This window comes from Allorhizobium undicola ORS 992 = ATCC 700741 (assembly GCF_000621665.1).
Taxonomy (GTDB): Bacteria; Pseudomonadota; Alphaproteobacteria; order Rhizobiales; family Rhizobiaceae; genus Allorhizobium; species Allorhizobium undicola.
Map to the genome: position 1 here is coordinate 218,686 of NZ_JHXQ01000002.1, position 25,270 is coordinate 243,955.

Genomic DNA, 25,270 nt, shown 5'->3' on the forward strand with positions numbered 1-25,270 from the left:
AAGGAGCTTTGACATGAACATGCAAGCGGCCAATCGGTCCACTGCGGCCGAGGCGCAGCTCATCGAGGCCTATGAAGCGCAGCTTGGCGAATTGCCGGGCGATGGCGCGGTTCTCGGTGCGCGCGACATTCTTTTCGATAATTTGAAAAAGACCGGACTGCCCTCCCGTCGTATCGAAAGCTGGCATTACACCGATCTGCGCACCCTGCTGAAAGCCATTCCCGCCTCCGTTCAAAAGGATGCAAAGGGCGGCGCGCCGCTCATCGAGGGCGGCAAGGTGATCGAGTTGCGTCAGGGCGTCTCCATCGAGCGCGAGGGGCCGGAAGGCGTCAGCATTCGCCGGTATCAGGACAGCCTGCTGGACGGTTCTGCTGCGCCGGGTCTTGTGGCGCGCGGCGCTGATGACGCCATTGGCCGGTTGAACGGAAGCTTTGTTCGCGACGGCTATTCGATCGACGTGCAGGCTGCGACGGAAATGGAAAGTCCGATCGAAATCCAGGCGGTTCACGCCGGTGGACAGTCACACATCCGCCTGCCGGCCCGTTTTGGGGCTGGATCCAGGGCTGCCATCATCGAGCGTCATGTCAATGTCGCCGAGGCTGACGGGCTTGTGTCCAGTGTCAGCGAACTGACTCTGGAAGACGATGCCGACGTTTTGTGGATCATCGTGCAGCAGCAGGGCAAGGGCGATACCCATCTGGCCCAGGTCAAGGCCAGCCTTGGCGCGAATTCACGGCTCAAGCTGTTCATCGTCAATGCCGGCGGCAAGCTGGTGCGTCAGGAAATCCACGTGGTGACGGCGGGTGAGGGTGCAGATTTCACCCTTCGCGGCGTGAACCTTCTGGGCGGCGACAGCCATACCGACATCACCATGACACTCGGCCATGACGTGCCGCACACCACCTCGACGGAAATCATCCGCAACGTGGTGTTCGACAAGGCGCGCGGCGTGTTCCAGGGTCAGATCCGCGTGGCCCCCGATGCGCAGAAGACCGATGCCCGCATGGCCTGCAACACGCTGCTGATGTCCGACGACGCGGAATTTTCAGTGAAGCCGGAGCTCGAGATCTTTGCCGACGACGTACAATGCGCCCATGGCGCAACCGTTGCCGATATTTTGAAAACCCACCTCTATTATCTCATGTCGCGCGGCATTCCGGAAAAGAAGGCGCGTGGCCTGCTGATCAACGCCTTCGTGGCCGAGATTGTCGAGGAACTGGAAGACGAGGCGCTGGTTGAAGCTCTGGAAGGGGTGATCTCCAACTGGCTTGAGCATCATGGCTGATCAGGCAAAGTCCCGTGGCGGATATGATGTGGAGGCGGTGCGGCGGGATTTTCCCATCCTGTCGCGCAGCGTCCATGGCAATAAGCCGTTGATCTATCTGGATAACGGAGCGTCCGCGCAGAAGCCGCAGGTGGTGATCGATGCCGTGAGCCACGCCTATTCGCATGAATATGCGAATGTCCATCGCGGTCTGCATTTCCTCTCCAATGCCGCGACGGACGCTTATGAGGCGGCGCGTGAAAAGGTGCGGCGATTTCTCAACGCTCCCTCCGTCGATGAGGTGGTGTTTACCAAGTCCTCCACCGAAGCCATCAATACCGTGGCCTATGGTTATGGCATGAAGGAGATCGGCGAGGGGGACGAGATCCTCCTCACCATCATGGAACACCACTCCAATATCGTGCCCTGGCATTTTATCCGTGAGCGCAAGGGCGCGAAACTGGTCTGGGTGCCGGTGGACGACAATGGTGTTTTCCATGTCGAGGAGTTCGAGAAGCGCCTGAGCGATCGCACGAAGCTGATTGCGATAACGCATATGTCCAATGCGCTCGGCACCGTGGTTCCGGTAAAAGAAATTTGCCGCATCGCGCGGGAACGTGGCATTCCCGTGCTGGTCGATGGCAGCCAGGGCGCCGTGCATATGCCGGTGGATGTGCGCGACATTGGCTGCGACTGGTATGTCATGACCGGCCACAAGCTCTATGGCCCGTCGGGCATTGGCGTGCTTTACGGGCGCATGGATCGGCTGCGCGAGATGCAGCCCTTCATGGGCGGCGGCGAGATGATCGTGGATGTCACCGAAGACATGGTGACATATAACGACCCGCCGCATCGGTTTGAAGCGGGAACGCCGCCCATTGTCCAGGCAATCGGTCTTGGCTATGCTCTCGATTACATGGAAAAGCTGGGCCGCGATGCCATAGCCGCGCATGAGGCGGACCTTACGGCCTATGCCCGTGAAAGGTTGAGTGCGATCAACTCGCTGCGGATCATTGGCGATGCGCCGGGCAAGGGGGCTATCTTCTCCTTCGAGCTCATGGGTATCCATGCGCATGACATTTCCATGGTTATCGACCGGCGTGGCGTTGCCGTACGTGCCGGTACGCATTGCGCCCAACCCCTTCTGCACCGTTTTGGCGTGACATCCACTTGCCGCGCCTCGTTTGCCCTTTACAATACGCGCGAAGAAGTGGATGCGCTGGCAGAGGCGCTCGTCTATGCCAGAGACTTCTTCGGCTGAGGAAAGACCATGAGCGTGAGTGAAAACGAACAGAAGCCGGATGTCCGCGAGGGCATCGTGCAGTCCAGCATTCCGCAGGAGGAACTGGCGCGGCTTTCGGATGACATCGTGGCGGCTTTGAAAACCGTCTATGATCCGGAAATTCCTGCCGATATTTTTGAGCTTGGCCTGATCTACAAGATCGACATCGAAGATGACCGCATGGTCAAGATCGTCATGACGCTGACGGCGCCAGGCTGCCCCGTGGCCGGCGAAATGCCAAGTTGGGTGCAAAACGCGGTGGGAGCCGTCGAGGGCGTTTCCGGCGTTGACGTCGAAATGACCTTCGACCCGCCATGGACGCCTGACCGCATGTCGGAAGAGGCGCAGGTGGCCGTCGGCTGGTATTGACCGCAGGCCGCTTGCAGTCCCGATCACCGGGAATTACATATCCTGAAGAAAGCGCCGGACCTTGAACCCGGTGGCGAAAAGGAGACTGACATGGGATTCGCCGTGATGACCATGACCGACGTGGCCGCAAACCGCGTCAAGGAAATTGTCGAGGGTTCCGGTGCGGATGCCAAAGGCATTCGCGTTGGTGTGAAAAAAGGCGGCTGTGCGGGCATGGAATATACCATTGACCTCGTCACTGACCCCAACCCGAAGGACGACCATATCGAGCGGGACGGCGCGCATGTGTGGATCGATCCGGCCGCCATTCTCTATCTGCTCGGCACGCAAATCGATTTTGAAACCACGACCTTGCGCTCCGGCTTCACCTTCCGCAACCCCAACCAGACATCGGCCTGCGGTTGCGGCGAGTCGGTGGAGTTGAAGGCCGCCGACCTCGCCGAACTGGCAAAGGCCAAAGAGATAGCGGCCAATTGAGGCGCTTGCAGCGCGCATCTGCCTAGAGCATTTCCAGCAAAAGTGTAGTCGGTTTTGCGTCCGGAATTGCTCTAATTGAGGGCGAATTTCCACATACCTGCTGTAAATTTTCGTTTTTACGCATTTCCTGATGGAATAGCCGTATCCATTTTTCTCCGGACGGCTGAACGAAAGTCAGCCATCGCGGTCGATCCGTGATGTATGGCGGGTATCGGGCATGATGGCGTAGACGATCAGAGATATTGCAATGCAGCCGGACACATACCAGTAGAACCAGCTTTCATGGCCCGCTTGCTTGAACCACAGCGCCACATATTCGGCCGTGCCACCAAAAATCGAGACGGTGAGGGCGTAGGGCAGGCCGACGCCAAGCGCTCTTATGGAGGTGGGAAACAGTTCCGCTTTCACCACGGCATTGATCGCCGTATAGCCTGAGACAATGGCCAGCGCCAGAATGATGATGATTGCCGCCTCAAGCGCCGAAGCTGCATGGCTGAGAGTCGTCAAAAGAGGGACAGTGCAGAGCGTTCCCAACACCCCGAAGGCCAGCAAGACGGGGCGACGCCCGACCTTGTCGGAGATGGCGCCGACGACCGGTTGCAGGCACATATAGACGAAAAGCGCACCGGCGGACACCAGCGTCGAATCCGTCTTTGTCAGACCCACCGTGTTGACAAGGAATTTCTGCATATAGGTGGTGTAAGTGTAGAAGGCGACGGTTCCGCCAAGCGTCAGGCCGATGACGATCAGAACTTCCCTGGGATAATTCATCAATTCCCGTAGCGGGTTGATCCTCGCCTCGGTCGCGTTGCGGGTAAACTGCTCGGTTTCCACCATGCCTCTGCGCAAAAACAGTGCGATGATGGCAAGCGCGGCGCCAATGATAAAGGGGATGCGCCAGCCCCAGCTTTCCAGTTCCTGCGGCGTCAACAGCACCTGTTGCAGCAGAAGCAGCACGAGAATGGCCGAAAGCTGACCCATGATCAGCGTGACATATTGAAAGCTGGAATAGAAGCCGCGCCGTTCCCTCGTGGCCATTTCCGACAGATAGGTGGCGCTCGTTCCATATTCGCCGCCCAGGCTGAGGCCCTGCAACATGCGGGCAATCATAAGAATGACGGGCGCGGCATAGCCGATGGTCGCAAAGCCGGGTGTTATCGCCACCATCAACGAGCCAAAACACATGAGGAGGACGGATAGCGTCAAGGCCTCCTTGCGGCCACGCCGGTCGGCATAGGCGCCAAAAAACCAGCCGCCAATGGGCCGCATGATGAAGCCGACAGCAAATATACCGGCCGCATTCAAAAGCTGTGCCGTTGGGGAGGAATTCGGAAAGAAGCTTTGGGCGAAATAAAGCGAGAAGGCCGAATAAACGTAGAAATCATAATATTCGACGAGGTTGCCGATCGATCCGCTGAAAATCGATTTCAGGCGTTTGGCCATGTCGGCATAGGTCTCGCCGTCGTCTCTATGAATCTGTGGGGCCTTTGTCATGCTTCCTCCCTCGGACCATGCTGCGTGAGTCCGTTGAAGGTACAATCCAGAATTTTAGTGTGAATGGCAAACGAGAACGGGAAATTTTTGACGAACGTCTGTTGCGTCCTTAAAATATGCGGAATAAATTGATTAACGACGAATATATTGCTGAATTTTCCTCATTTTGCCGTAAGAAATGAAGTATGGACCAGATCGACAGACGGATTATCGAGATCCTGGTTGATGATTCGCGCCGCTCGCTTGCCGAAATCGGCGAGGGCGTCGGCCTGTCACCCTCCTCGGTCAACGACCGTGTGAAGCGGCTGGTGCAGCAGGGCGTGGTGAAGCGGTTTACCGTGGAGGTGGATCATGGAAAGCTCGGGCTTCCAATCACCGCCTTCATCTTCGTGCAATTGCATTCAGAGGCCTCGGAAGAGGGGTTTCGTGCCTTTTCGGGCAGCCATGCGGCGGTGGAGGAGTGCCACCATCTGACGGGTGGCTGGTCCTATCTGCTGAAGTTGCGGCTCAGGGATCTTCAGGAAATCGAAACCTTCCTGTTGGAAATCAAAAGCCATCGCTTTCTCGCAAGAAGTGAAACCATGATTTCCCTTTCCGCGATCGCGGAAAAAACCTGCACCGGAACGGAGACCCCATGATCCTGCTTCTGCTCGTTAAGGGTTTCCTGCTGGGCTTTGCAGTGGCTGCACCCATTGGACCCATTGGCACGCTCTGCATCAACCGAACCATGGAGCGTGGATTCTGGTATGGGGTGTCCGCAGGCCTTGGGGCGGCCATTGGCGATATGGTTTTTGCCGTCATCGCCGCTGCTGGTTTTGCCGCCACGCAGCATGTGCTGGAAACCATCTCGCTCCCGCTGAAAATCATCGGCGGACTGCTCATTCTGGTCATGGGTATCCGCATTTACAAGGTGCGTCCGGTGGTCGCCGCCGCACGTGTCGATGCCGCGGACCTGATCAAGACAACAATCTCGACCTTTCTGTTGACGATCACCAATCCGGCCACGATCTTTGGTTTTGCCGTTCTGTTTGCCGGGGCAGGGCTGGCGGAGACGAAAGGTGTCAGCCCCTTCTTTCTCGTGGCCGGCGTGTTTCTGGGCTCGCTTGCCTGGTGGTTCCTGTTATGCGGCACCGTAAGCTGGCTGCACCGGCGCCTGCCCGATCACTTCACGGCCTGGGTTTCACGTGTTTCGGCGGTCTTTCTCATCGGCTTTGGCCTTGTCACGCTGTCGCTGGCAGCCCGGCAATACTGGGCGTGATGAAGCATACCGTCCTGGAGAGATCAGTCGTCCTTCTTCATGGTCATCAGCACGTCCCATAGATCGGCGCCGGTTTCGAAAACCTTGGCATTGGCCTTGAAGCTGTTTTCAGCCGAAATCAGGTCCACCATTTCCATAGTCGGGTCCACCGTGGATTGGTCCGGGGTTGCCGGTTCTTCCGTGGTCTGAACCGTGGTGGCGGCCACGCCGGAAGGGGTGGAGGAAAGCGCGGTATCCAGCCGTTTATAGCCGGGCGTGTCGATATTGGCGATGTTCTGCGCGGTGTTGTACACGCGCTTTTGCTGCGCCAGCAGGCCCGAAGTTGCCGTATTCAAAATTGCCGAGATACTCATCCGCTCTCTCCCGTTCGAGAGCGGAGGAATATCAAGTTTGCCTTACGGAAGCCTGAAAAGTCAGGGTAAAGCAAGCACTTCAGGGGATGTGCGGCTGTCTCACGCTGAAACAGCCGCACACCACGTCATTCCGCAGCTTCGGCGTATTCGCTCATGGGCGGGCAGGTGCAAACCAGATTGCGGTCGCCATAGACATTGTCCACGCGGTTGACCGGCGACCAGTATTTGTCCACCCGAAACGCCCCCGGCGGATAGCAGGCTTCTTCGCGGCTATAGGGTCTGTCCCATTCGCCGACGAGGTCCTCTACGGTATGGGGGGCGTTTTTCAGCGGGTTGTTGACCTTGTCCATCCGCCCGTCCTCAATGGCGCGGGCTTCTTCGCGGATTGCCAGCATCGCTTCGCAAAAGCGGTCGAGTTCGGCTTTGGTTTCCGATTCCGTCGGTTCGATCATCAGCGTGCCAGCCACCGGCCAGCTCATGGTCGGGGCGTGGAAGCCGCAATCGATCAGCCGCTTGGCTACATCGTCCACGCTCACACCGGCGCTTTCATTCAGCGGGCGGGTATCGATGATGCATTCATGCGCCACCCGTCCGGCCTTGGAGGTGTAAAGCACCTCATAGGCGCCCTTCAGCCGTGCAGCGATATAGTTAGCATTGAGAATTGCCACCTTGGTCGCCTGCGTCAGGCCTTCGCCGCCCATCATCAGGCAGTAGGACCAACTGATCGGCAGAATGGAAGGCGAGCCGTAAGGCCCGGCGGATACGGCGCCCGGACGGCCATCGGTGGTCACATGGCCGGGCAGATAGCCGGCCAGATGCGCCTTGACGCCGATCGGCCCCATGCCCGGACCACCGCCACCATGCGGGATGCAGAAGGTCTTGTGCAGGTTGAGGTGGCTGACATCCGAGCCGATGTCGCCGGGGCGCGAGAGGCCGACCATGGCGTTCATGTTCGCGCCATCCAGATAGACCTGGCCGCCATGCTGATGGGTAATGGCGCAGATTTCCCGCACCGTTTCCTCAAACACGCCATGGGTGGAGGGATAGGTAATCATGCAGCAGGAGAGGTTGGCCGCATATTGCTCGGCCTTGGCGCGGAAATCATCGAGATCCACATCGCCATTATCGCGGGATTTCACCGGCACCACCGTCATGCCCACCATCTGCGCCGAGGCAGGGTTGGTGCCATGCGCGGAGGTCGGGATGAGGCAAACATGGCGATGCGCCTCGCCCCGCGCAATATGATAATTGCGGATGGTGAGAAGCCCCGCATATTCCCCTTGCGCACCGGAATTGGGCTGCATGGAAATCGCGTCGTAGCCGGTCACGGCGCAGAGCTTTTCGGAAAGGTCATCGATCATTTCCTTGTAGCCCAAGGCCTGATCGGCTGGCGCGAAGGGATGCATGTCGGAAAATTCCGGCCAGGTGATGGGCAGCATTTCCGCCGTTGCATTCAGCTTCATCGTGCAGGAGCCAAGCGGGATCATCGCCCGGTCCAGCGCCAGATCACGGTCCGACAAGCGGCGGATATAGCGGGTCATCTCGCTTTCCGCCCGGTTCATGTGAAATATCGGATGCGTCAGGTAATCGCTTGTTCTCAGGAGATTTTTCGGCAACCGGTATTCGGGCGCGAAATCCTCCACCTGGAAATTGCCGCCAAAGGCGCGCCACACCGCTTCAAGCGTCGCAGGCCGGGTGCGCTCATCCAGCGACATGCCGATTTTCGTGGCGCCGACCTTGCGGAGATTGACGCCCTCGGCAACGGCCGCCCTGACGATGAGGCCCTGCATGTGGCCGACTTCGACGGTGATGGTGTCGAAGAAGTTTTCCGGTTCGATGGTGTAGCCAAGCTTTTCCAGGCCCTTGGCCATGAGCACGGTCTTTTGATGGACCTGCTGGGCAATGGCCTTGAGCCCCTGCGGGCCGTGGAACACGGCATACATGGAGGCCATCACCGCCAGCAGTACCTGCGCGGTGCAGATGTTGGAGGTGGCTTTTTCGCGGCGGATATGCTGTTCGCGGGTCTGAAGCGACAGGCGATAGGCGCGGTTGCCGCGCGCATCGACGGAAACGCCGACAAGACGTCCCGGCATGGAGCGCTTGATTGCGTCCCGGACCGCCATATAGGCCGCGTGCGGGCCACCATAGCCCATGGGCACGCCAAAGCGCTGGGTGGAGCCGATAGCGATGTCCGCCCCCATTTCTCCCGGAGACTTCAGCAATAGCAGCGCCAGCGGATCGGCGGCCACGGCAGCAATCGCCTGCGCATTATGAAGCGCATCGATCAGCGGCGTGAAATCATGCACATGGCCGTTGGTGCCGGGATACTGGAAGATCGCACCGAAAACCTCGCCGGGGTTGAGATCGGTGAAGGGATTGCCGACGATCACCTTCCAGCCCAGCGGCTCGGCGCGGGTCTGGATGACGGCAATGGTCTGCGGGTGGCATGCGGCATCGACGAAGAAGGCTTTCGATTTCGCCTTGGCCACGCGCTCGGCCATGGCCATGGCCTCGGCGGCGGCGGTGCCTTCATCCAGCAGCGAGGCATTGGCCACATCGAGGCCGGTCAGGTCGCAAACCATGGTCTGGAAGTTCAACAGCGCTTCCAGACGGCCTTGCGAAATCTCGGGCTGGTAGGGCGTATAGGCCGTGTACCAGGCCGGATTTTCCAGAATGTTGCGCTGGATGACCGGCGGCGTGATGGTGCCGTAATAGCCCTGACCGATCAGCGAGGTCAGAACCTTGTTCTTGTTGGCCGTTTCGCGCAGCTTGTCTAGCGCCTCGCGCTCCGTCATGGCCGCGCCCCAGGTGAGAGGCACGGGCTGGCGGATGGAGGCGGGGACCGTGGCGTCGATCAGCGCATCGAGGCTGTTATAGCCCACCACCTTCAGCATTTCTGCCATTTCGCTGGGCGAGGGGCCGATATGCCGCCGGTTGGCGAAATCATAGGGCTGGTAGTCGGTAAAGTGAAATTCGGTGGTCATGCGATCAGCTCGTTATAGGCGGCTTCATCGAGAAGGCTTCCGGCATCGGCGGGGTTGGCGAGCTTCAGCTTGTAGAACCAGCCCTCGCCGCGCGGGTCGGAATTGACCAGCGACGGATCATCGACAATCGCCTGATTGATTTCGACCACTTCGCCTTCCAGCGGACAATAGACGTCGGATGCCGCCTTGACGCTTTCAACGGTGGCGGAGGCTGCATCCTTGGCAAAGCTGGCGCCCACTTCGGGCAGCTCCACGAACACCAGATCGCCAAGCTGGCCAGCGGCGTGGGCCGTGATGCCAACCGTGGCAACATCGCCCTCGATCTTCAACCATTCATGTTCAGGGGTGAATTTCAGCATGGGTCTCTCCGGAGGATCAGCGTTTGTAGGTGGGAGTGATGAAAGGAAGTGTCGCAACGGTCACGGGCAGATATTTGCCGCGCACCTCTGCAAAAATCTGTGTGCCGGGGGCGGCATGGCTAATCGGCACATAGCCCATGGCGACCGGGCCTTCGGCCGTCGGCCCGAAGCCGCCGGAGGTGACTTCACCGATCTCGGTCCTGCCCTCTGCATCGGCGTAGAGCTTGGCGTGGCCGCGCACCGGGGCCTTGCCTTCCGGCTTCAGCCCCACGCGGCGGCGGGCAGTGCCGTTCTGCAATTCACGCAGAATGCGCTCGGCGCCCGGAAAGCCGCCTTCGCGCTCGCCCCCGGTGCGGCGGGCTTTCTGAATGGCCCATTCCAGCGAGGCTTCGATGGGCGAGGTGGTGGCGTCGATGTCATTGCCGTAAAGGCAAAGACCGGCCTCCAGCCGAAGCGAATCCCGTGCGCCAAGCCCAATCGGTTCGCAATCGGGATGCTCCAGCAACGCCTTTGCCAGCGCCTCGGCCTTTTCCGCGGGCACCGAGATTTCAAACCCGTCCTCGCCGGAATAGCCGGAGCGGGAGACGATACAGGCGCAATCGAGCAGCGGAATCTCGCGAACATCCATGAATTTCATGCCGGATACCCCGGCGAACAGCTCACCCAGCACCTGTTCGGTGCCCGGCCCCTGAAGGGCGAGAAGCGCGCGATCGTCCAGAAGTTCGATCGTGCAGGTTTCTGAGAGATGCGCCTGCATATGGGCAAGGTCGGCCTGCTTGCAGGCGGCATTGACCACCACGAACAAATGGGTGCCGCGATTGGTAATCATCAGGTCATCGAGAATGCCGCCGGTCTCGTCTGTAAAGAAACCGTAGCGCTGGCGGCCTTCCTTCAGGCCAAGAATATCGACGGGCACAAGGCTTTCCAGCGCTCGCGCGGCATCTTCCAGCCTGCCGCTTTTCGGTGTGACAACCACCTGACCCATATGCGAAACGTCGAAAAGCCCGGCATTGGCGCGGGTGTGCAGATGCTCCTTCAGTACACCCGCCGGATATTGCACCGGCATGTCATAGCCCGCGAAAGGCACCATGCGCGCGCCAAGCGCCAGATGAAGGTCGTGAAGCGGGGTGTGATGCAGTGGGGTCGGGTCGGTCAAGATCGCCTCCGGTTCGTGCGGGCCATGCCTGCACATGCTCAAGACTTAAGGCACGGTCGTGCCGGTTCATGAGCCCCCTCTGTCCCTTTGCCTGAGATTGTTATCCCTTCGGCGCGGCCTGCCTTTCCAAGCAAGCCTCTCTCCAGAGTCCGTCAGCGCCTTGTGGTCCTTTTGCCTGAGAGTTTCCGGGGCGGTTGCTCCTTCGGCACCGGATCGAACCGGTTTCTCCCTACAAGGTCTTGCTCGCCATTATCTGGCCTTGGGGGCGCTTGGCAAGGGCCTGTGTCGCGTGGAAACAAAAATTTGTCGCTCGCAACGCTGGCATCCGGTTGCCGGATTGATGCAGCGCAAGGACTGTCCAGAGAAAGCCATGCATCAGAATGAGATGTGGGGTTGTATTTCCCGAGTTTGTGATTATGCCTTGAAAGGCGGGAGGACAAAGCTGACATGAGGAAAAGGGGAAGGCATATCGGCACGGGCCTGCGCATTTTCTGCGCCCTGGTGCTGCTTACCCTTGGCCTTGCGCACCGCCCCCCACCGGCGCTTGCCGATCTTCAGCTTTCCCTTGCTTTGCAACTGCCGGATGGCAGCTTTTCAGACCTTTGCCTTGGCGATCATGGCTTGGCGGATGGCCATGGCGATGCCGCTGGGCTTGTGCCCTGCGATGCCTGCATTCTGGCCGCCTCCACCGTACTGCCTACGGCTCCTGATGAAGCGCTTGACCGGCCCTATGCCGGGGAATTCGATAACTCTTTTTTCTCCCGGTTTTCGCTGCCCGATGGCGGAGCATGGGTTGAGCCGCGTTCGCGTGGGCCTCCCGTTTCGGCTTGAAATCCTTCATCCCTGACGAATTTCGCGGTGGCCGCCGGAAAATGCACCTGCGTGCGCGTGCGCCCCGCATGGAGAAAACTCATGAGAAAACCATCTATTGCCAATGCGGCCCTGCTGGGCCTTTCTGTTGCGTTGTTTGCCTCTGAGGCCAGCGCCCATGCCACCTTTGCCAATGGCGAGGTCAAGGCCGAATCATATGTTTCCGCCGTGTTGCAGGTGCCGCATGGCTGCGACGGCAAGGCAACCACGGAAGTGCAGGTGACACTGCCGGAGGGCTTCATTGCCGCCAAGCCGCAGCCCAAGCCCGGCTGGGATCTGGAGCTGACCAAGGGCAAATACCAGAAGAGCTATGACAATCACGGCAAGCCCATGACAGAGGGGCTGGTGCAGGTGCGCTGGAAAAACGGCAATCTGCCGGATGATTATTACGATACCTTCGTGATTTACGGCAAGGTTGCCGGTGTTGCGCCGGGAAGCAGCCTGCCGTTCAAGGTGGTGCAGCTTTGCGGCAGCGAAGGCAAGGTGGCCTGGGATGAAATCGCGCCCGCCGGAACCGATCCGCACAGCCTGAAAAATCCCGCACCCGTTCTGAAAATCGGATCCGGCGATGAAGCGGGACATTCCCACGGGGAGCATGACCATGCGGCCATGATGGGTGAGGGGGCGGCTCCAGCCCCGGCAGAGGCCGCGCAGGCACAGACCGGCGCCCTGTCCTTGAGCAATGGTTATGTAAAGGCAATGCTGCCGGGGCAGCCGGTTGGCGGCGGCTATGTCGTGATCGCCAATTCGGGCAAGCAGGATGACCGGCTCGTCTCGCTTTCATCCCCTGCGGCCGCGCGGGTGGAGATGCACGAAATGGCCATTGAAAACAATGTGATGAAAATGCGCGAGGTGAAGGATGGTTTTGTCATTCCCGCCGGCGGCAAGCTGGAGATGAAGCCCGGTGGCTACCACCTGATGTTCCAGCAGGTAAAAGAACCGTTCAAGGCTGGCGGCAAGGTGCCGGTGCAATTGACCTTTGAAAAGGCTGGCACGGTTTCAATGGAGCTTCCCGTCACGCCTGCGGGGAAATAAGGCCTCTGGTAACGACAGAGCGGTTCATTGTTTCACGGAAACATTGAACCGCTCTAACTATTTGTTTTTACGCATTTTCAGGAAAACCGGCTTCCACTTTTCCTGAAAATGCTCTAGGAGGGATCGCTGAAAGCGGTTCTCCTTTCATTCGGCAAGTTTTTCCGCTTCTTCATAGGCGGCCTGGGTTTCTTCCAGGCTGGCGCGGGGCTGTTTGTTCTGGCCCGCCCGCATGAAGTAAAGGCCCATGGCAGACGATTCCTTCAGGTTGGCAATCGTTGTCTCTGTTGCGCCCTCTACCCGGCGCTTCTTGGCGTAAACCTGCTTGGCAATCTGCCCGACATAATCCGTCTGCCCAACCCGTTGCGGTTTCAAAGTATCCGCAACGTAGCCAGCCGATGTTGCCGAAACTGACAGAACCTGTGTCATGGTGACATCCGTATTTTCGTGTCCATGGACGCTTGCGCCATGCAAGCGAGCAGATATGAAATCCAAGTATAGTGGCGTCCGATGGATGCTCCCTTAAGTAGAATAGATAATTTTTACTAAAATACCTCGGTTCCCCTCAAATCACGGTGTTTTGCGCAGGCGCTCGGCGGCTTTCACCCTTCAACTGCTTGTGAATTCAACGCCACCACGGCTAATAAGACCTGAAACAGCATGAGGTCATTATGATACAGATTATCTATGTCGCCCTTGGCGGGGCGTTCGGTTCTGTCCTGCGTTACTGGACGGGGCTGGTGACGCTGCGGCTTTTCGGCCCGTTTCTTCCGTGGGGAACCTTTGCGGTCAATCTGATCGGCTCCTTCTGCATCGGGCTTTTCGCGGAAATGATCGCCCGCCGTTTCGATGCCTCTGCGGATGTGCGCCTGCTGCTGATTACCGGCGTGCTTGGTGGCTTCACGACGTTTTCGGCCTTTTCCCTCGATGCTGTTACCCTCATCAATCGCGGCGATATGGCCTGGGCGCTTGCCTATGTGGCGGGCACGGTCGTTCTGGCGCTTGCCGCCGTCTTTGCCGGATTGGCGGCAGGAAAGCTGGTGTTTTGAGTTTTTTCGGTTCCTCGCATTTCCGAACCGGGGATTATAGGCTAAAGCCTGCCCAATCGATCAAAAAGCCGCCGTTGCGGCAGGACTGAAAACCCATGGCAGGCATAGAACACATCAAGGTAGAGCCGGACGAGGCAGGTATGCGTCTCGACCGCTGGTTCAAGATCCATTATCCCGGCCTTGGCTTCGGGCAGTTGCAAAAGCTTCTGCGCTCCGGCCAGGTGCGGGTGGATGGCGGGCGGGTCAAGACCGATGCCCGCGTGCAGCCCGGCCAGATGGTGCGTGTGCCGCCGCTGGATGTGGATGCGCGCGTGGTGAAAGCCGGCCCCATCGCCGGCAAGGATCTCAAGCATTCCGGCGATGGCGAATTGCTGGCCCGCATGTTGCTGCACGAGGATGACAAGGTTTTCGTGCTGAACAAGCCCGCAGGCCTTGCCGTGCAGGGTGGTTCCGGCGTTGCCCGCCACATCGACAAGATGCTGGAAGCATGGACCAGCCAGAAGGGCGAAAAGCCGCGCCTCGTTCACCGGCTCGACCGGGATACCTCCGGCGTGCTGGTCGTGGCGCGAACGCGCGGTGCCGCACAGAAGCTGACGGCTGCCTTCCGCGAGCGCGATACCAAAAAGACCTACTGGTCGCTGGTCAAGGGCGTGCCGCGCAAGCGCGACGACAAGATTTCCACATGGCTTGTCAAGGAGCAGACCATGGATGGCGACCGGATGCGCATTGCCAGGCATGGCGAGGATGGCGCCGATCACGCCGTGTCCTATTACAGGGTGATCGAAACGGCGGCACAGCGCCTGTCCTGGCTGGAGATGGAGCCCTATACGGGGCGCACGCACCAGCTTCGCGTTCATGCCCTGCATATCGGCCATCCCATCATCGGCGATCCGAAATATTTCATTGACGATCCCAACTGGGATTTTCCCGGCGGCGTGCAGAAGCGGTTGCATCTCCATGCCCGCCACATCGATATTCCCCACCCCAATGGCGGGCGGCTGAAGGTGACGGCGCCGCTGCCGCCGCATATGGTGCAGACCTGGAACCTGCTGGGCTTCGATCAGAACCATGGCGGAGACGACGAGGAATGAAACTCGTCCTGTTCGATTGCGATGGCACGCTGGTCGATAGCGCGGCGACCATCCACGGCACCATGCGGCGCACCTTTCTGGAATTCGGCAAGCCCGAACCAAGCCTCGAGCAGACCAAGGCAATCATCGGCCTGACGCTGGACATTGCCATTGCCCGCATCGACGGCAAGGATCATGCCGATGAAGAAGCCGTGGCGATGGCCGCGCATTACAAATCCCTCTTCACGGATGTCCGTAAGGACCGCAGCTTCAATGAACCGCTTTTCAACGGGATCGGCGAGGTCTTGGAGCGTATTTCCCGTGAAGACCATATTCTCATTGGCGCGGTGACGGGCAAATCGCGTCGCGGCCTGTCCTTCATTCTCGATCTTCATGGATTGTCGCAGCATTTCATCGTGCGGCGCACGGCGGATGATTGTCCTTCCAAGCCACATCCGGCCATGGTGACAGAGTGCTGCGTTGAAACCGGCATTGCCGCTGACAGGACCATCGTGATTGGCGACGCCATTTACGACATGCAGATGGCAAGGGCGGCAGGCGCAAAGCCGATTGGCGTGAGCTGGGGTTATGGCCCCGTGCCGGAGCTCGAAAAGGCCGGTGCCGCAGTTATTGCCCATCATCCGCTGGACCTGATTGACCTGATCTTGCAAGAGTAACGACATGCGTGACATTTTCGACGGACTGGCGCCTGAGCCGAGTGACCCGGATCCCGTGCGCCGGGCGCAGATACAGATGAAGCGCCCGCTTCCCAAGCGTTTTTACAAGAACGTGACCGTCACTGCCGCCGAGGGCGGCTTTGCCGTGCAGCTTGACGGGCGCGCCGTAAAAACGCCGGGCAAGAACCCGCTGGTCATGCCCACTCTTGCCGCAGCAAAGCTGGTTGCAGGTGAATGGCAGGCTCAGGGCGAAGAAATCGATCCCGCCTCCATGCCGCTGACCCGTCTGGCCAATACCGCCATCGATGCCGTGTCCCGAACCATGGACGAGGTGCTGGAGGATATTGTCCGCTTTTCCGGTTCCGACATGGTGTGCTACCGCGCCGACGAACCACAGGCTCTGGTGGAGCGGCAAAGCAGGGATTGGAACCCGATTCTCGGCTGGCTGGACGCGGTGCATGAGGTGCGCCTCATCACCATTACCGGCATCATGCACCAGGAACAGCCGCAAAACTCGCTGGCCGCCTTTCGCCGTGCCGTTGAGCGTCACGCGCAACCTTTTCCTCTGGCGGCGCTGCACGTCATGACCACATTGACCGGCTCTGCCGCTTTGGCTTTGGCGCTCGCCGATGGCTTCCTGTCGCTGGAAGAGGGGTGGCGCCGCGCCCATCTGGACGAAATCTGGACGGAGGAGCATTGGGGCGTGGATGCCGAGGCCGAGGCCCGCCGCGCGGCGCGGTTCGTCGAGATGCAATCGGCTTACGCGCTGCTGTCAGCCTGCAAGGACTGAACCGGCAAGCCTGCGGCAAGGCTTCAGGCCCATTGAAGGTTTAGTCTTTCCCTGGGCCTTGCCATGCTTCTCAAACGTTTTTCCCTCGGTATTCTGCTGGCGCTCTCACTGATCGTGGCAGGCTGCGTTTCGTCGCTGCTGCCCGACAGGCCGAAGAAATTTTACTATGACGTGCGCGCCGTCACCGTTCTTGCCGGTACAGATGTGCCGGTGGCGTTGGTTCAGGCGGTGGAGCGGCGTATGCAGGCGGCGGTCGAGGCGACCATTCGCCAGGATGTTGCGCCGCGCGTGATCCTCACGGTTCGCATCCGTGATTTTGCCACGGGCAGGGGATTGCAAAAACGCCTGAATGAAGCAGATGTCATGGTGCGCGCCATTTATGTCGAAAACGGCGCAACCGCCTCGGAAGGCAATTTCAAGGTCCAGACAGAAACGCTCGATCCCAAACTTGCACCGGAAAGTCTGGCGGAAGCGATCTCGGCGCGGTTGAGAAGCCTGTTTTCACTCACCGCGCCCAAGGTATGAAGCTTTTGTTCCTGACGCAGGACCGTGTCGATCCTACTGCATAATTCCTTAAATCGGAATCGATTTAAGGTGAAAATTATGCAGCAGATTTAAAGCGTTACAGCGTCCTTCGTGCGTTTGATAAAACGCACGGCGCTGTAGCCCCACTCCGGTCGGGTCATGTCCTGAAACGTGGATATGGATACAACTTTAAAGATTATCGGTGCCGCCTTGTAACGTTTTGTCCCTATTTCATTCCTGCGTCGATTTATGACTGGATCAAAATGGCGCGGCATCTCGCATTGGGGTGGGATGCCTGGGGCTTAATCCGGTTTCGGGGCGAAATCGGACCCGGAAGAGTTGTGGGGACAAAATGAATTTTACCAAAATAAGCCACGCATTGATTGTATCTGTTGCGAGCCTTTCGTTGAGTGCACAAACGATCATGGCGCAAGGCGTCGAGCCGGGCATGGCTGCGGATGCCGCAGGCGCGGCCGCCGCCGCACCGCAGCCCGCAAATGCCTGGGAGCAGGAATATGCCTTGTGGCAGGCATCGGCCAACGGCAATACGACTGCGGATTATCAGGCATATCTTGCGGCCTATCCAGCCGGCAAATTCGCGGATCTTGCCAAAAATCGTGTCGTGCGGCTGGAGGCAGAAGCAACGCCGCCTGCGCCAGCGGAGGTGAAGCCTGTCTTTACGGCGGGGACACCGCTCAGCGAAGATGCGCTGCTGGACAGGGGTGCGCGCCGGGAGGTGCAGGGGCGCCTGACCTCGCTCGGCTTCCGGACGGGCGGAACGGATGGTGTGTTCGGCAATAATACGCGCCTTGCACTGTCCAACTGGCAAAGCGTGATTGGCGCGCCGGTCACGGGCTATTTGAGCTATGATCAGTTGCAACGTTTGCGGGCCGACAGTCAAGGGCGCTACGAAGACTGGCTGAGCCAGCAGACGGCTGCAAGGCGGCCACCGCGTCCGGCAGGCCCGGTCCTCGAAGGGCCGGTTCGCAGGAATAACGATGGAGAGGTGGCGGCCGCATTGGCGCTTGGTGTTATCGGCGGCGCGATTTTGGGCGGCGCCATTGGCGGTGGTCGCCATCACGGCGGACCCGGATTGCATCGCGGGCCAATTGGCTGCGGCCCGCGCCCCTGCCGATAAGGCTCTCTGCCGCTGCTTTCTTGAGCGCCGATCCGACCGGATCCGATCGGCGCTCAATATTTTTTCTGAATGAAATTTTACCCTCGCGCAACGACGCACCATCAGGAATTTACGCCGGTCCGGTTTTTCGCGCGTCACGCGCAAGGCGTCGTTATTGACTTGAAACATGTCCCATCCTATCACTTGAACCGGATGGTTTTTTCTTCGGCAAAGGCTGAAGGGAAAAGCAAAAGGGAATGCGAAGGGGCTGACCCATACAGGGAGCTTCAAACGCAGCCGACCCCGCGACTGTAGAGCAGTGAGGGTTTTCCATCCGGTCAGGCGTTTTTGTCGTGGCGTTTCTGCATGGTGCAGGGCGGCGGCAATGGCAAAAGGCCGGAAAAGCCACTGGAGCGGCAAAGCGATAAACCGGGGCAGGACGCCTCTATCATCTACGAATCGTCCGCCTTTTCGCCTTGCTACTGCATATTTCCTTAAATCGGAATCGATTTAAGGTGAAAATTATGCAGCAGATGTAAAGTGTTACAGCGCCGTGCGTTTGTTAAAACGCACGGCGCTGTAATACCTCCGGGAAGGTGAGGAAAGCCTGTAGGACGTGGCCACCACGTCCCGACATTGCGAGCCAGGAGACCTGCCGTCCGGCACGGGCAATCAAGCCCAATTGGGGATTTCCCCGCCGCCAGCACGGAGGTTGTCGTGGCGAAACAGTGTATCGGTAGAGCGTCCGCGCTCTGCTCCCATTTGCGCACCTCTTCGGAGGGCGACCATGGTTGACGTTTTCTCCTCCGGCCGGGCGACCATGATCGCCGTCGCAGCGCTTTTGCTTGCGGCTGTTGCCTTTGCATTTCTCCCCATGGTGAAGAAATCCACCTTGCGTGATCAAGGTCACGTAACGGAACCTGCCGAAATGCCTGGAAAATCCGGGTCATCCACCTTTGGTGGCCGACTGGCGGAGCCTCGTGGCGATGTGCGGGGTGCGGAGGCTACTCCCTCTGCCACGCAGCGCAATGCGTGGCCGGGCTTCGTGCCGCGCTCCAGCGGGCTTTACACGGCTCCGGGCGGCAATTGATCCATGAGCAAGCAAAATTCGAAGCGCGTCTTCGTTCTCGGAGGCGCGCGCTCCGGCAAATCCCGTTTCGCCGAACAGATCTGCATCGAAACCGGGGCGGAGCGCCATTACATTGCCACCGGCCGCGCCTGGGACGATGAGATGCGCGCGCGCATCGCCAGCCATCGCGAGGAGCGCGGCCCCTTGTGGACCACGCATGAGGAGCCGCTTGCGCTTGCCGAAACCTTGCACCGCCTCGATGCGCCGGGGCGCGTGGTGCTGGTGGATTGCCTCACCCTGTGGATCACCAATCTGATGATGGAGGAAAGCCTCGACATCGTGGCTGAAAGCGCGGCGCTGGCGGAACTTTTGCCGCAGCTTACGGCCTCCGTCATTCTCGTTTCCAACGAAGTCGGTCTTGGCATCGTGCCGGAAAACCGCATGGCGCGGGCGTTTCGCGACCATGCAGGCCGCCTCCACCAGATGATTGCCGCCAGTGCCGACGAGGTGTTTTTCGTCGCCGCTGGCCTGAGCCTGAAAATGAAGGGTTGACCATGTTGCAACAGAAAATTCCCGCCACCGTCATCACCGGCTTTCTCGGCGCTGGCAAAACCACGATCATCCGCAACATGCTGATGAATGCCGGGGGCAAGAAGATTGCCCTCATCATCAATGAATTCGGCGATCTCGGCGTCGATGGCGAGGTTCTGAAGGGCTGCGGCGCGGAGAATTGCAGCGAGGACGACATTATCGAGCTGACGAATGGCTGCATCTGCTGCACCGTGGCCGATGATTTCGTGCCGACCATGCAAAAGCTTCTGGAACGGGACGTCAAGCCCGATCACATCGTCATCGAAACCTCCGGTCTTGCCCTGCCGCAGCCGCTGGTGGCGGCCTTCAACTGGCCGGATATTCGCACCCGCGTGACGGTGGATGGCGTGGTGACGGTGGTGGATGGCGCCGCCGTGGCGGCAGGGCGTTTTGCCGACGATCACGACCGGCTGGAAGCGCAGCGCGCCGAAGACGAAAGCCTCGACCATGAAAGCCCGATCGAGGAATTGTTCGAAGATCAACTGACCTGTGCCGATCTGATCGTCCTCAACAAGACCGATCTTCTCGATGCCGATGGGCTTTTGCGCGTCAAGGCAGAGCTTGCCGACCGCATTGCCCGCAAACCCGCCCTGATAGAGGCGCGGCATGGCGAGGTTTCGCCGCTGGTGTTGCTGGGGCTTGGCGCGGGCTCGGAAGCGGACATCGAAAACCGCAAGAGCCATCACGAGCTGGAGCATGAGGCGCTGCATGAAAGCGGCGTGCCGCATGACCATCATCACCACGATCATGACGAGTTCGAAAGCTTCGTGGTGCCGCTTGACGCCATTGCTGCTCCCGACCTTTTCGTGGAGCGGCTGAAGCCGATCATCGAAGCCCATGACATTTTGCGGTTGAAGGGCTTTCTCGACGTGCCCGGCAAGCCGATGCGACTGGTGGTGCAGGCGGTTGGCAGCCGCATCGAGACCTATTTCGACCGGCCCTGGGCGGCGGGCGAAAGCCGCAAGAGCCGTCTGGTGGTGATCGGTCTGCACGATCAGGATGCCAAGGCGATTTTCGATGCCATTCAGGCCGCGGCCTGATCCATGCATCTGCTGCTGGCCCAGAAAGGCGCGTTGAACGACGGGGAAGAGGCGGTCGATCTCGGGCAGTCGCCCGGCGATATTCTGTTTCTTTCCGCTGCGGATACCGAGCTTTCGGCGCTGGCGGCGGTTCTGGATGGGCCGGGCCACGCATGGCGGCTGGCCAGCCTGATGAGCCTCAAGCACCCCATGTCGGTCGATACCTATGTGGAGCGCACCGCAAGACATGCGCGGCTCATCATCATTCGTGCGCTTGGCGGCGCCAGCTATTTTCATTATGCGCTGGAGGCGCTTTGCGCCATCGCCCGCAAAACGGGGGCGGCAATTGCCGTTCTGCCGGGCGATGACAAGCCGGATGCGGGCCTTGAGACCTTTTCGACAGTGAGCGCGGCGGTGCGTCAAGCGCTCTGGGCCTATCTCTGCGAAGGGGGCGAGCGCAATATGCGCCACTTCGCTGCTTTCGCCGTATCGCTGTTGACAGGGGAAGAGCCGCCGCCGCCTGCCGAACCCCTGCTGCGGGCAGGCATATGGTGGCCGGGAAAAGGCGCGATTGGCCTTTCCGAATGGCAGGCGCTGGCGGGCGCAAGGCCGGTTGCCGCCATCTGTTTTTACCGGGCGCTGGTGCAAAGCGGCGAAACCAGGCCGGTGGAGGCTCTGGTGGACGCGCTGGAGGCACGCGGCATGGCGGCGCTGCCTGTTTTCGTTTCCAGCCTCAAGGATGCGCTTTCCAGCGAAACGCTGCGGCAGATTTTTGCCGAGGCACTGCCCGTTGTGGTGCTGAACGCCACCGGCTTTGCCGTCTCCAGCCCCGGCAGCGCCCATGGCGGCACCGTGCTGGATGAGCAGGGCGCCGTGGTGTTGCAGGTGATTTTCTCGTCCTCGCAGCGCGCTGTCTGGGAGCAATCGCTTCAGGGACTGAATGCGCGGGATCTTGCCATGAATGTCGCCCTGCCGGAGGTTGACGGGCGCGTGCTGAGCCGGGCGGTCTCCTTCAAATCGGCAGCGCGTTATGCGGCAAATGTCGAGACCAATCTTGTGAGCCATGAGCCTGAAGCCAGCCGCATTGCCTTTGTGGCGGATATGGCGGCAAATTGGGCGCGGCTTCGACAAAAGGCAGCCAGCGAACGCCGGGTGGCGCTGGTCATGGCCAATTATCCCAACCGTGATGGCAGGCTGGGCAACGGGGTTGGCCTCGATACGCCCGCAGGCAGCATTGAGGTGCTGCGCGCCATGGGCGAATCGGGCTATGAGGTGGGACGCCTTCCCGCAGACGGCGATGCGCTGATGGCGCTCATCATGCAAGGTCCGACCAATGCCGCCCGCGATGGCAGGGTCGTGCGCGAGAAAATTTCCTTAGCCAGCTACCGGAGATTCTTAGCCGGCTTACCATCAGATGTTTCCCAACAGGTTTTCTCGCGCTGGGGCGAGCCTGAAAACGATCCGTTTTTCGATGGCGATGGCTTTGCCCTGCCTTTGATGCGGCTTGGCCATGTGATGATCGGCATTCAGCCAGCGCGCGGCTACAATATCGACCCGAAGGACAGCTATCATTCGCCCGATCTCGTGCCGCCGCACGGCTATCTGGCTTTCTATGCCTTTTTGCGACAGGATTTTGCGGCAGACGCCATTATCCATATGGGCAAACATGGCAATCTGGAATGGTTGCCCGGCAAGGCGCTGGCGCTTTCGCAGACCTGTTTTCCAGAGGCGATTTTCGGGCCTTTGCCGCATCTTTACCCCTTCATCGTCAATGATCCGGGCGAGGGCACGCAGGCCAAACGCCGTTCCGGGGCCGTCATCATCAACCATCTGACACCGCCGCTGACGCGGGCCGAAAGTTACGGTCCGCTCAAGGATCTTGAAGCGCTGGTGGATGAGTATTATCAGGCCGCAGGCAGCGATCCGCGCCGTCTGGTGCTGCTGCGCCGGCAAATTCTTGATCTCATGGCAGATACCGGCCTTGATGAGGATGCGGGCATTACCCGTGGCGAGGCGCCCGAAAGCGCTCTCGAAAAACTGGACGCCTATCTTTGCGATCTCAAGGAGATGCAGATCAGAGATGGCCTGCATGTTTTCGGGCGCTCTCCCGAAGGTCGCCTGTTGATCGATCTGACCGTGGCGCTGGCGCGGCTGCCGCGTGGTGGCGGCCATGCAGGCGATGCAAGCCTGCAAAGAGCGATCGCCGCCGATTGCGGCCTCAATCGCACCCTGGATGAAGGCGGTTTCGATCCGCTCGATTGCGATTTTGCCGCTCCCTGGCAAGGGGACAGGCCCGAACCGCTGCTCGGTGCGACGGTTGATCCCTGGCGCAGTGCCGGTGATACGGTGGAACGGCTCGAAATTCTGGCCGCCCGCCTTGTCAGCGGCGAGATGCCGTGCCCGGCGCATTGGCACCGTACGCGGCTGGTGCTGGACGAGATCGAAGGCGTATTGAAGCCCGCCATCGTCGCTTCCGGCCGGGCTGAAATCCTCGGACTGATGCAGGGGCTCAATGGCTGCTTTGTCGCGCCCGGTCCATCGGGTGCACCAACCCGCGGCAGGCCGGATGTCCTGCCGACAGGCCGCAATTTCTATTCCGTCGATAGCCGTGCCGTACCGACGCCTGCGGCCTATGAGCTTGGGCGCAAGTCCGCCGAGCTGCTGATTGCCCGCTATGCGCAGGATCATGGCGAATGGCCCACCTCCTTCGGCCTGACGGCCTGGGGCACCTCCAATATGCGCACGGGCGGCGACGATATTGCCCAGGCGCTGGCGTTGATCGGCGTCAAGCCTTTATGGGACACGGCGTCCCGGCGCGTGACGGGCTATGAAATCCTGCCGCTGGCAATTCTGGGCCGTCCGCGTGTGGATGTCACCTTGCGCATTTCGGGCTTTTTCCGCGATGCTTTTCCAGAGCAGATAGCGCTCTTCGACAAGGCGATCCGCGCCGTTGGAATGCTGGATGAGGAGGCTGCGGAAAATCCTGTCGCCGCCCGGATGCAGGCGGACATAGCGGGCTTTCTGGCCTCGGGCCATACGCAAGAGCAGGCGCGGCGAAGGGCGAGCTACCGGGTTTTTGGCTCGAAGCCCGGCGCCTATGGCGCAGGCTTGCAGGCTTTGATCGATGAGAAGGGCTGGGAGCGCCGGGAAGAGCTGGCGGAAGCCTATCTCGTCTGGGGCGGCTATGCCTATGGCGCGGGAGATGAAGGGCGGGCCGAGCGCCAACTGTTCGAGGCGCGGCTGCAAGGGCTTGATGCCGTGGTGCAGAACCAGGACAATCGTGAGCATGACCTTCTGGACAGCGACGACTATTACCAGTTCGAAGGCGGCATGACGGCAGCGGTCGAAAGCCTGTCCGGCAAGCGGCCCACTGTCTATCACAACGATCATTCCCGGCCGGAAAAGCCGGTGATCCGTACACTGGAAGAGGAAATCGGCCGCGTGGTCCGTGCCCGCGTCGTCAATCCCAAATGGATTGAAGGCGTGATGCGCCACGGCTACAAGGGCGCCTTCGAAATCGCCGCAACGGTGGATTATCTTTTTGCCTTTGCCGCCACCACCGGGGCGGTGCGCCAGCCGCATTTCGAAGCCGTTTACCGGGCCTTCGTGCTGGATGAACAGGTGCGTGATTTCATGGCGGAGAAAAACCGGCCCGCCTTGAAGGAAATGGCCGCAAGACTGATGGAGGCAATCGACCGCAGCCTCTGGACGCCGCGCAGCAATTCCGCCAGATACGATCTCACCAGGCTTGCCGCCCTTCCATGAAGGAAACACCATGACCGACGCTCTACCCATCGAAACGCCCGAGGATCTGGCCCGCCACGCCGAGAAAATGGCAAAGAAAAAGGCCGCCCGCGACAAGATCATGGCCACCAAGACCGGAGAAAAGGGTCTGATTATCGTCCACACCGGCAAGGGCAAGGGCAAGTCCTCTGCCGCCTTCGGCATGATCTTCCGGCAAATTGCCCATGGCCGCAAATGCGCGGTGGTGCAGTTCATCAAGGGGGCGATGTCCACCGGCGAACGCGATTTGATTCTGGCGCATTTCACCGATCTTTGCGCGTTTCACACCATGGGCGAGGGCTTTACCTGGGAAACGCAGGACAAGGCCCGCGATACGGCCATGGCGCGGGCCGCCTGGGAAAAAGCCAAGGAACTGATCCGCGACCCTTCCCATTCCATGGTGCTGCTCGATGAGATCAACATCGCCATCCGCTACGACTATGTGCCGCTTGCCGAGGTGCTGACATTTCTGGCGGAAGAAAAGCCGCCCATGACCCATGTGGTGCTGACCGGACGCAATGCCGCCGACGGGTTGATCGAGCTTGCCGATCTGGTGACGGAAATGGAACTCGTGAAGCACCCCTTCCGCTCTGGTATCAAGGCGCAGGCCGGCGTCGAATTCTAGAGCATTTCCGGGAGAAGTGTAGTAACGGTTTTCCGTCTGGAAATGCGCAAAAACAAA

General features: G+C 59.8%; 25 protein-coding genes and 1 riboswitch. Of the genes, 19 read left to right on the forward strand and 6 right to left on the reverse strand.

Annotation, left to right across the window (positions count from 1 at the left end; genetic code table 11):
• Positions 1 to 13: 13 nt before the first annotated feature.
• The 4 genes from sufD to sufA all read left to right on the forward strand — a co-directional run bounded on the left by sufD (position 14) and on the right by sufA (position 3,392).
• Positions 14 to 1,285 (forward strand): Fe-S cluster assembly protein SufD, encoded by a 1,272-nt coding sequence (gene sufD, locus T424_RS0103115; RefSeq protein ID WP_027486426.1) that lies wholly within the window; start codon positions 14 to 16, stop codon positions 1,283 to 1,285.
• Complete coding sequence (locus T424_RS0103120; protein WP_027486427.1) at positions 1,278 to 2,525, forward strand: cysteine desulfurase; 1,248 nt, start codon at positions 1,278 to 1,280, stop codon at positions 2,523 to 2,525. The genes sufD and T424_RS0103120 overlap by 8 nt, the downstream gene beginning before the upstream one ends.
• Before the next feature lie 9 nt (positions 2,526 to 2,534).
• The gene (locus T424_RS0103125) at positions 2,535 to 2,915 is read left to right on the forward strand and encodes an SUF system Fe-S cluster assembly protein (protein WP_027486428.1); all 381 of its coding nucleotides are present in this window, start codon (positions 2,535 to 2,537) and stop codon (positions 2,913 to 2,915) included.
• Positions 2,916 to 3,005: 90 nt separating this feature from the next.
• Complete coding sequence (gene sufA, locus T424_RS0103130) at positions 3,006 to 3,392, forward strand: Fe-S cluster assembly scaffold SufA (protein ID WP_027486429.1); 387 nt, start codon at positions 3,006 to 3,008, stop codon at positions 3,390 to 3,392.
• Positions 3,393 to 3,566: 174 nt separating this feature from the next.
• Here sufA and T424_RS0103135 read toward each other — a convergent pair whose 3' ends face one another.
• Positions 3,567 to 4,886 carry an MFS transporter gene (locus T424_RS0103135; protein ID WP_027486430.1) on the reverse strand — a complete coding sequence of 440 codons (1,320 nt, stop codon included), beginning with the start codon at positions 4,884 to 4,886 and terminating at the stop codon, positions 3,567 to 3,569.
• Positions 4,887 to 5,071: 185 nt separating this feature from the next.
• Between T424_RS0103135 and T424_RS0103140 the strand changes: the two genes are divergently transcribed.
• Positions 5,072 to 5,524: an Lrp/AsnC family transcriptional regulator gene (locus T424_RS0103140; protein ID WP_027486431.1), complete on the forward strand. Its 453-nt coding sequence runs from the start codon at positions 5,072 to 5,074 to the stop codon at positions 5,522 to 5,524.
• A complete protein-coding gene (locus T424_RS0103145; RefSeq protein ID WP_027486432.1) occupies positions 5,521 to 6,144 on the forward strand; it encodes a LysE family translocator in 624 nt (207 codons plus the stop codon). The genes T424_RS0103140 and T424_RS0103145 overlap by 4 nt, the downstream gene beginning before the upstream one ends.
• Before the next feature lie 23 nt (positions 6,145 to 6,167).
• Here T424_RS0103145 and T424_RS0103150 read toward each other — a convergent pair whose 3' ends face one another.
• The 4 genes from T424_RS0103150 to gcvT form a co-directional block, all read right to left on the reverse strand.
• A complete protein-coding gene (locus T424_RS0103150) occupies positions 6,168 to 6,497 on the reverse strand; it encodes a flagellar basal body rod protein FlgC (RefSeq protein WP_027486433.1) in 330 nt (109 codons plus the stop codon).
• Positions 6,498 to 6,622: 125 nt separating this feature from the next.
• Complete coding sequence (gene gcvP / locus T424_RS0103155) at positions 6,623 to 9,481, reverse strand: aminomethyl-transferring glycine dehydrogenase (protein ID WP_027486434.1); 2,859 nt, start codon at positions 9,479 to 9,481, stop codon at positions 6,623 to 6,625.
• Positions 9,478 to 9,840 (reverse strand): glycine cleavage system protein GcvH, encoded by a 363-nt coding sequence (gene gcvH, locus T424_RS0103160; RefSeq protein WP_027486435.1) that lies wholly within the window; start codon positions 9,838 to 9,840, stop codon positions 9,478 to 9,480. Before gcvH ends, gcvP begins: the two co-directional genes overlap by 4 nt.
• A 16-nt stretch (positions 9,841 to 9,856) precedes the next feature.
• Positions 9,857 to 10,996, reverse strand: a complete 1,140-nt coding sequence (gene gcvT / locus T424_RS0103165) for a glycine cleavage system aminomethyltransferase GcvT (protein WP_027486436.1) — start codon at positions 10,994 to 10,996, stop codon at positions 9,857 to 9,859.
• 154 nt (positions 10,997 to 11,150) lie between these two features.
• A riboswitch (glycine riboswitch) is annotated at positions 11,151 to 11,237 on the reverse strand.
• 206 nt (positions 11,238 to 11,443) lie between these two features.
• Here gcvT and T424_RS20055 point away from each other — a divergent pair.
• Together T424_RS20055 and T424_RS0103175 are read left to right on the forward strand one after the other, a co-directional pair.
• Positions 11,444 to 11,827 carry a hypothetical protein gene (locus T424_RS20055; RefSeq protein ID WP_051558753.1) on the forward strand — a complete coding sequence of 128 codons (384 nt, stop codon included), beginning with the start codon at positions 11,444 to 11,446 and terminating at the stop codon, positions 11,825 to 11,827.
• An 81-nt stretch (positions 11,828 to 11,908) separates the two neighbouring features.
• Complete coding sequence (locus T424_RS0103175) at positions 11,909 to 12,901, forward strand: DUF1775 domain-containing protein (protein ID WP_027486437.1); 993 nt, start codon at positions 11,909 to 11,911, stop codon at positions 12,899 to 12,901.
• 144 nt (positions 12,902 to 13,045) lie between these two features.
• On the opposite strand, the gene T424_RS0103180 is transcribed toward T424_RS0103175, so the two are convergent.
• Positions 13,046 to 13,327, reverse strand: a complete 282-nt coding sequence (locus T424_RS0103180) for a hypothetical protein (RefSeq protein ID WP_027486438.1) — start codon at positions 13,325 to 13,327, stop codon at positions 13,046 to 13,048.
• A 242-nt stretch (positions 13,328 to 13,569) separates the two neighbouring features.
• Between T424_RS0103180 and crcB the strand changes: the two genes are divergently transcribed.
• The 11 genes from crcB to cobO all read left to right on the forward strand — a co-directional run bounded on the left by crcB (position 13,570) and on the right by cobO (position 25,213).
• Entirely contained in the window at positions 13,570 to 13,947 is a 378-nt protein-coding gene (gene crcB / locus T424_RS0103185) for a fluoride efflux transporter CrcB (protein WP_027486439.1), read from the forward strand.
• Positions 13,948 to 14,042: 95 nt separating this feature from the next.
• Complete coding sequence (locus T424_RS0103190; protein ID WP_027486440.1) at positions 14,043 to 15,038, forward strand: RluA family pseudouridine synthase; 996 nt, start codon at positions 14,043 to 14,045, stop codon at positions 15,036 to 15,038.
• A complete protein-coding gene (locus T424_RS0103195) occupies positions 15,035 to 15,694 on the forward strand; it encodes an HAD-IA family hydrolase (protein ID WP_027486441.1) in 660 nt (219 codons plus the stop codon). The genes T424_RS0103190 and T424_RS0103195 overlap by 4 nt, the downstream gene beginning before the upstream one ends.
• A 4-nt stretch (positions 15,695 to 15,698) precedes the next feature.
• Positions 15,699 to 16,484, forward strand: a complete 786-nt coding sequence (locus tag T424_RS0103200; RefSeq protein WP_027486442.1) for an ATP12 family chaperone protein — start codon at positions 15,699 to 15,701, stop codon at positions 16,482 to 16,484.
• Between the two features lie 63 nt (positions 16,485 to 16,547).
• Positions 16,548 to 17,009, forward strand: coding sequence for a hypothetical protein (locus T424_RS0103205; protein WP_027486443.1), 462 nt, complete (start codon positions 16,548 to 16,550; stop codon positions 17,007 to 17,009).
• 406 nt (positions 17,010 to 17,415) lie between these two features.
• Positions 17,416 to 18,147: a peptidoglycan-binding domain-containing protein gene (locus T424_RS0103210; RefSeq protein WP_161712516.1), complete on the forward strand. Its 732-nt coding sequence runs from the start codon at positions 17,416 to 17,418 to the stop codon at positions 18,145 to 18,147.
• A gap of 766 nt (positions 18,148 to 18,913) precedes the next feature.
• Positions 18,914 to 19,216 carry a hypothetical protein gene (locus T424_RS0103215; protein WP_027486445.1) on the forward strand — a complete coding sequence of 101 codons (303 nt, stop codon included), beginning with the start codon at positions 18,914 to 18,916 and terminating at the stop codon, positions 19,214 to 19,216.
• A gap of 3 nt (positions 19,217 to 19,219) precedes the next feature.
• Positions 19,220 to 19,747 (forward strand): bifunctional adenosylcobinamide kinase/adenosylcobinamide-phosphate guanylyltransferase, encoded by a 528-nt coding sequence (gene cobU, locus T424_RS0103220; RefSeq protein ID WP_027486446.1) that lies wholly within the window; start codon positions 19,220 to 19,222, stop codon positions 19,745 to 19,747.
• Positions 19,748 to 19,749: 2 nt separating this feature from the next.
• Positions 19,750 to 20,826, forward strand: coding sequence for a cobalamin biosynthesis protein CobW (cobW, locus tag T424_RS0103225; RefSeq protein WP_027486447.1), 1,077 nt, complete (start codon positions 19,750 to 19,752; stop codon positions 20,824 to 20,826).
• Positions 20,827 to 20,829: 3 nt separating this feature from the next.
• Positions 20,830 to 24,570 (forward strand): cobaltochelatase subunit CobN, encoded by a 3,741-nt coding sequence (gene cobN / locus T424_RS0103230; RefSeq protein WP_027486448.1) that lies wholly within the window; start codon positions 20,830 to 20,832, stop codon positions 24,568 to 24,570.
• Between the two features lie 10 nt (positions 24,571 to 24,580).
• Complete coding sequence (cobO, locus tag T424_RS0103235; RefSeq protein WP_027486449.1) at positions 24,581 to 25,213, forward strand: cob(I)yrinic acid a,c-diamide adenosyltransferase; 633 nt, start codon at positions 24,581 to 24,583, stop codon at positions 25,211 to 25,213.
• The last annotated feature ends 57 nt before the right edge of the window (positions 25,214 to 25,270 follow it).

Bases quoted from the DNA above. Each gene is read 5' to 3' on its own strand.
- T424_RS0103125 (WP_027486428.1), top strand. From the start codon at position 2,535: ATGAGCGTGAGTGAAAACGAACAGAAGCCGGATGTCCGCGAGGGCATC.
- T424_RS0103195 (WP_027486441.1), top strand. From the start codon at position 15,035: ATGAAACTCGTCCTGTTCGATTGCGATGGCACGCTGGTCGATAGCGCG.
- T424_RS0103205 (WP_027486443.1), top strand. From the start codon at position 16,548: ATGCTTCTCAAACGTTTTTCCCTCGGTATTCTGCTGGCGCTCTCACTG.
- cobU (WP_027486446.1), top strand. From the start codon at position 19,220: ATGAGCAAGCAAAATTCGAAGCGCGTCTTCGTTCTCGGAGGCGCGCGC.
- crcB (WP_027486439.1), top strand. From the start codon at position 13,570: ATGATACAGATTATCTATGTCGCCCTTGGCGGGGCGTTCGGTTCTGTC.
- gcvP (WP_027486434.1), bottom strand. From the start codon at position 9,481: ATGACCACCGAATTTCACTTTACCGACTACCAGCCCTATGATTTCGCC.
- T424_RS0103215 (WP_027486445.1), top strand. From the start codon at position 18,914: ATGGTTGACGTTTTCTCCTCCGGCCGGGCGACCATGATCGCCGTCGCA.
- T424_RS0103175 (WP_027486437.1), top strand. From the start codon at position 11,909: ATGAGAAAACCATCTATTGCCAATGCGGCCCTGCTGGGCCTTTCTGTT.
- sufA (WP_027486429.1), top strand. From the start codon at position 3,006: ATGGGATTCGCCGTGATGACCATGACCGACGTGGCCGCAAACCGCGTC.
- T424_RS0103190 (WP_027486440.1), top strand. From the start codon at position 14,043: ATGGCAGGCATAGAACACATCAAGGTAGAGCCGGACGAGGCAGGTATG.
- cobW (WP_027486447.1), top strand. From the start codon at position 19,750: ATGTTGCAACAGAAAATTCCCGCCACCGTCATCACCGGCTTTCTCGGC.
- T424_RS0103150 (WP_027486433.1), bottom strand. From the start codon at position 6,497: ATGAGTATCTCGGCAATTTTGAATACGGCAACTTCGGGCCTGCTGGCG.
- T424_RS0103180 (WP_027486438.1), bottom strand. From the start codon at position 13,327: ATGACACAGGTTCTGTCAGTTTCGGCAACATCGGCTGGCTACGTTGCG.
- T424_RS0103200 (WP_027486442.1), top strand. From the start codon at position 15,699: ATGCGTGACATTTTCGACGGACTGGCGCCTGAGCCGAGTGACCCGGAT.
- cobN (WP_027486448.1), top strand. From the start codon at position 20,830: ATGCATCTGCTGCTGGCCCAGAAAGGCGCGTTGAACGACGGGGAAGAG.
- T424_RS20055 (WP_051558753.1), top strand. From the start codon at position 11,444: ATGAGGAAAAGGGGAAGGCATATCGGCACGGGCCTGCGCATTTTCTGC.
- cobO (WP_027486449.1), top strand. From the start codon at position 24,581: ATGACCGACGCTCTACCCATCGAAACGCCCGAGGATCTGGCCCGCCAC.
- gcvH (WP_027486435.1), bottom strand. From the start codon at position 9,840: ATGCTGAAATTCACCCCTGAACATGAATGGTTGAAGATCGAGGGCGAT.
- sufD (WP_027486426.1), top strand. From the start codon at position 14: ATGAACATGCAAGCGGCCAATCGGTCCACTGCGGCCGAGGCGCAGCTC.
- T424_RS0103135 (WP_027486430.1), bottom strand. From the start codon at position 4,886: ATGACAAAGGCCCCACAGATTCATAGAGACGACGGCGAGACCTATGCC.
- T424_RS0103145 (WP_027486432.1), top strand. From the start codon at position 5,521: ATGATCCTGCTTCTGCTCGTTAAGGGTTTCCTGCTGGGCTTTGCAGTG.
- T424_RS0103120 (WP_027486427.1), top strand. From the start codon at position 1,278: ATGGCTGATCAGGCAAAGTCCCGTGGCGGATATGATGTGGAGGCGGTG.
- T424_RS0103140 (WP_027486431.1), top strand. From the start codon at position 5,072: ATGGACCAGATCGACAGACGGATTATCGAGATCCTGGTTGATGATTCG.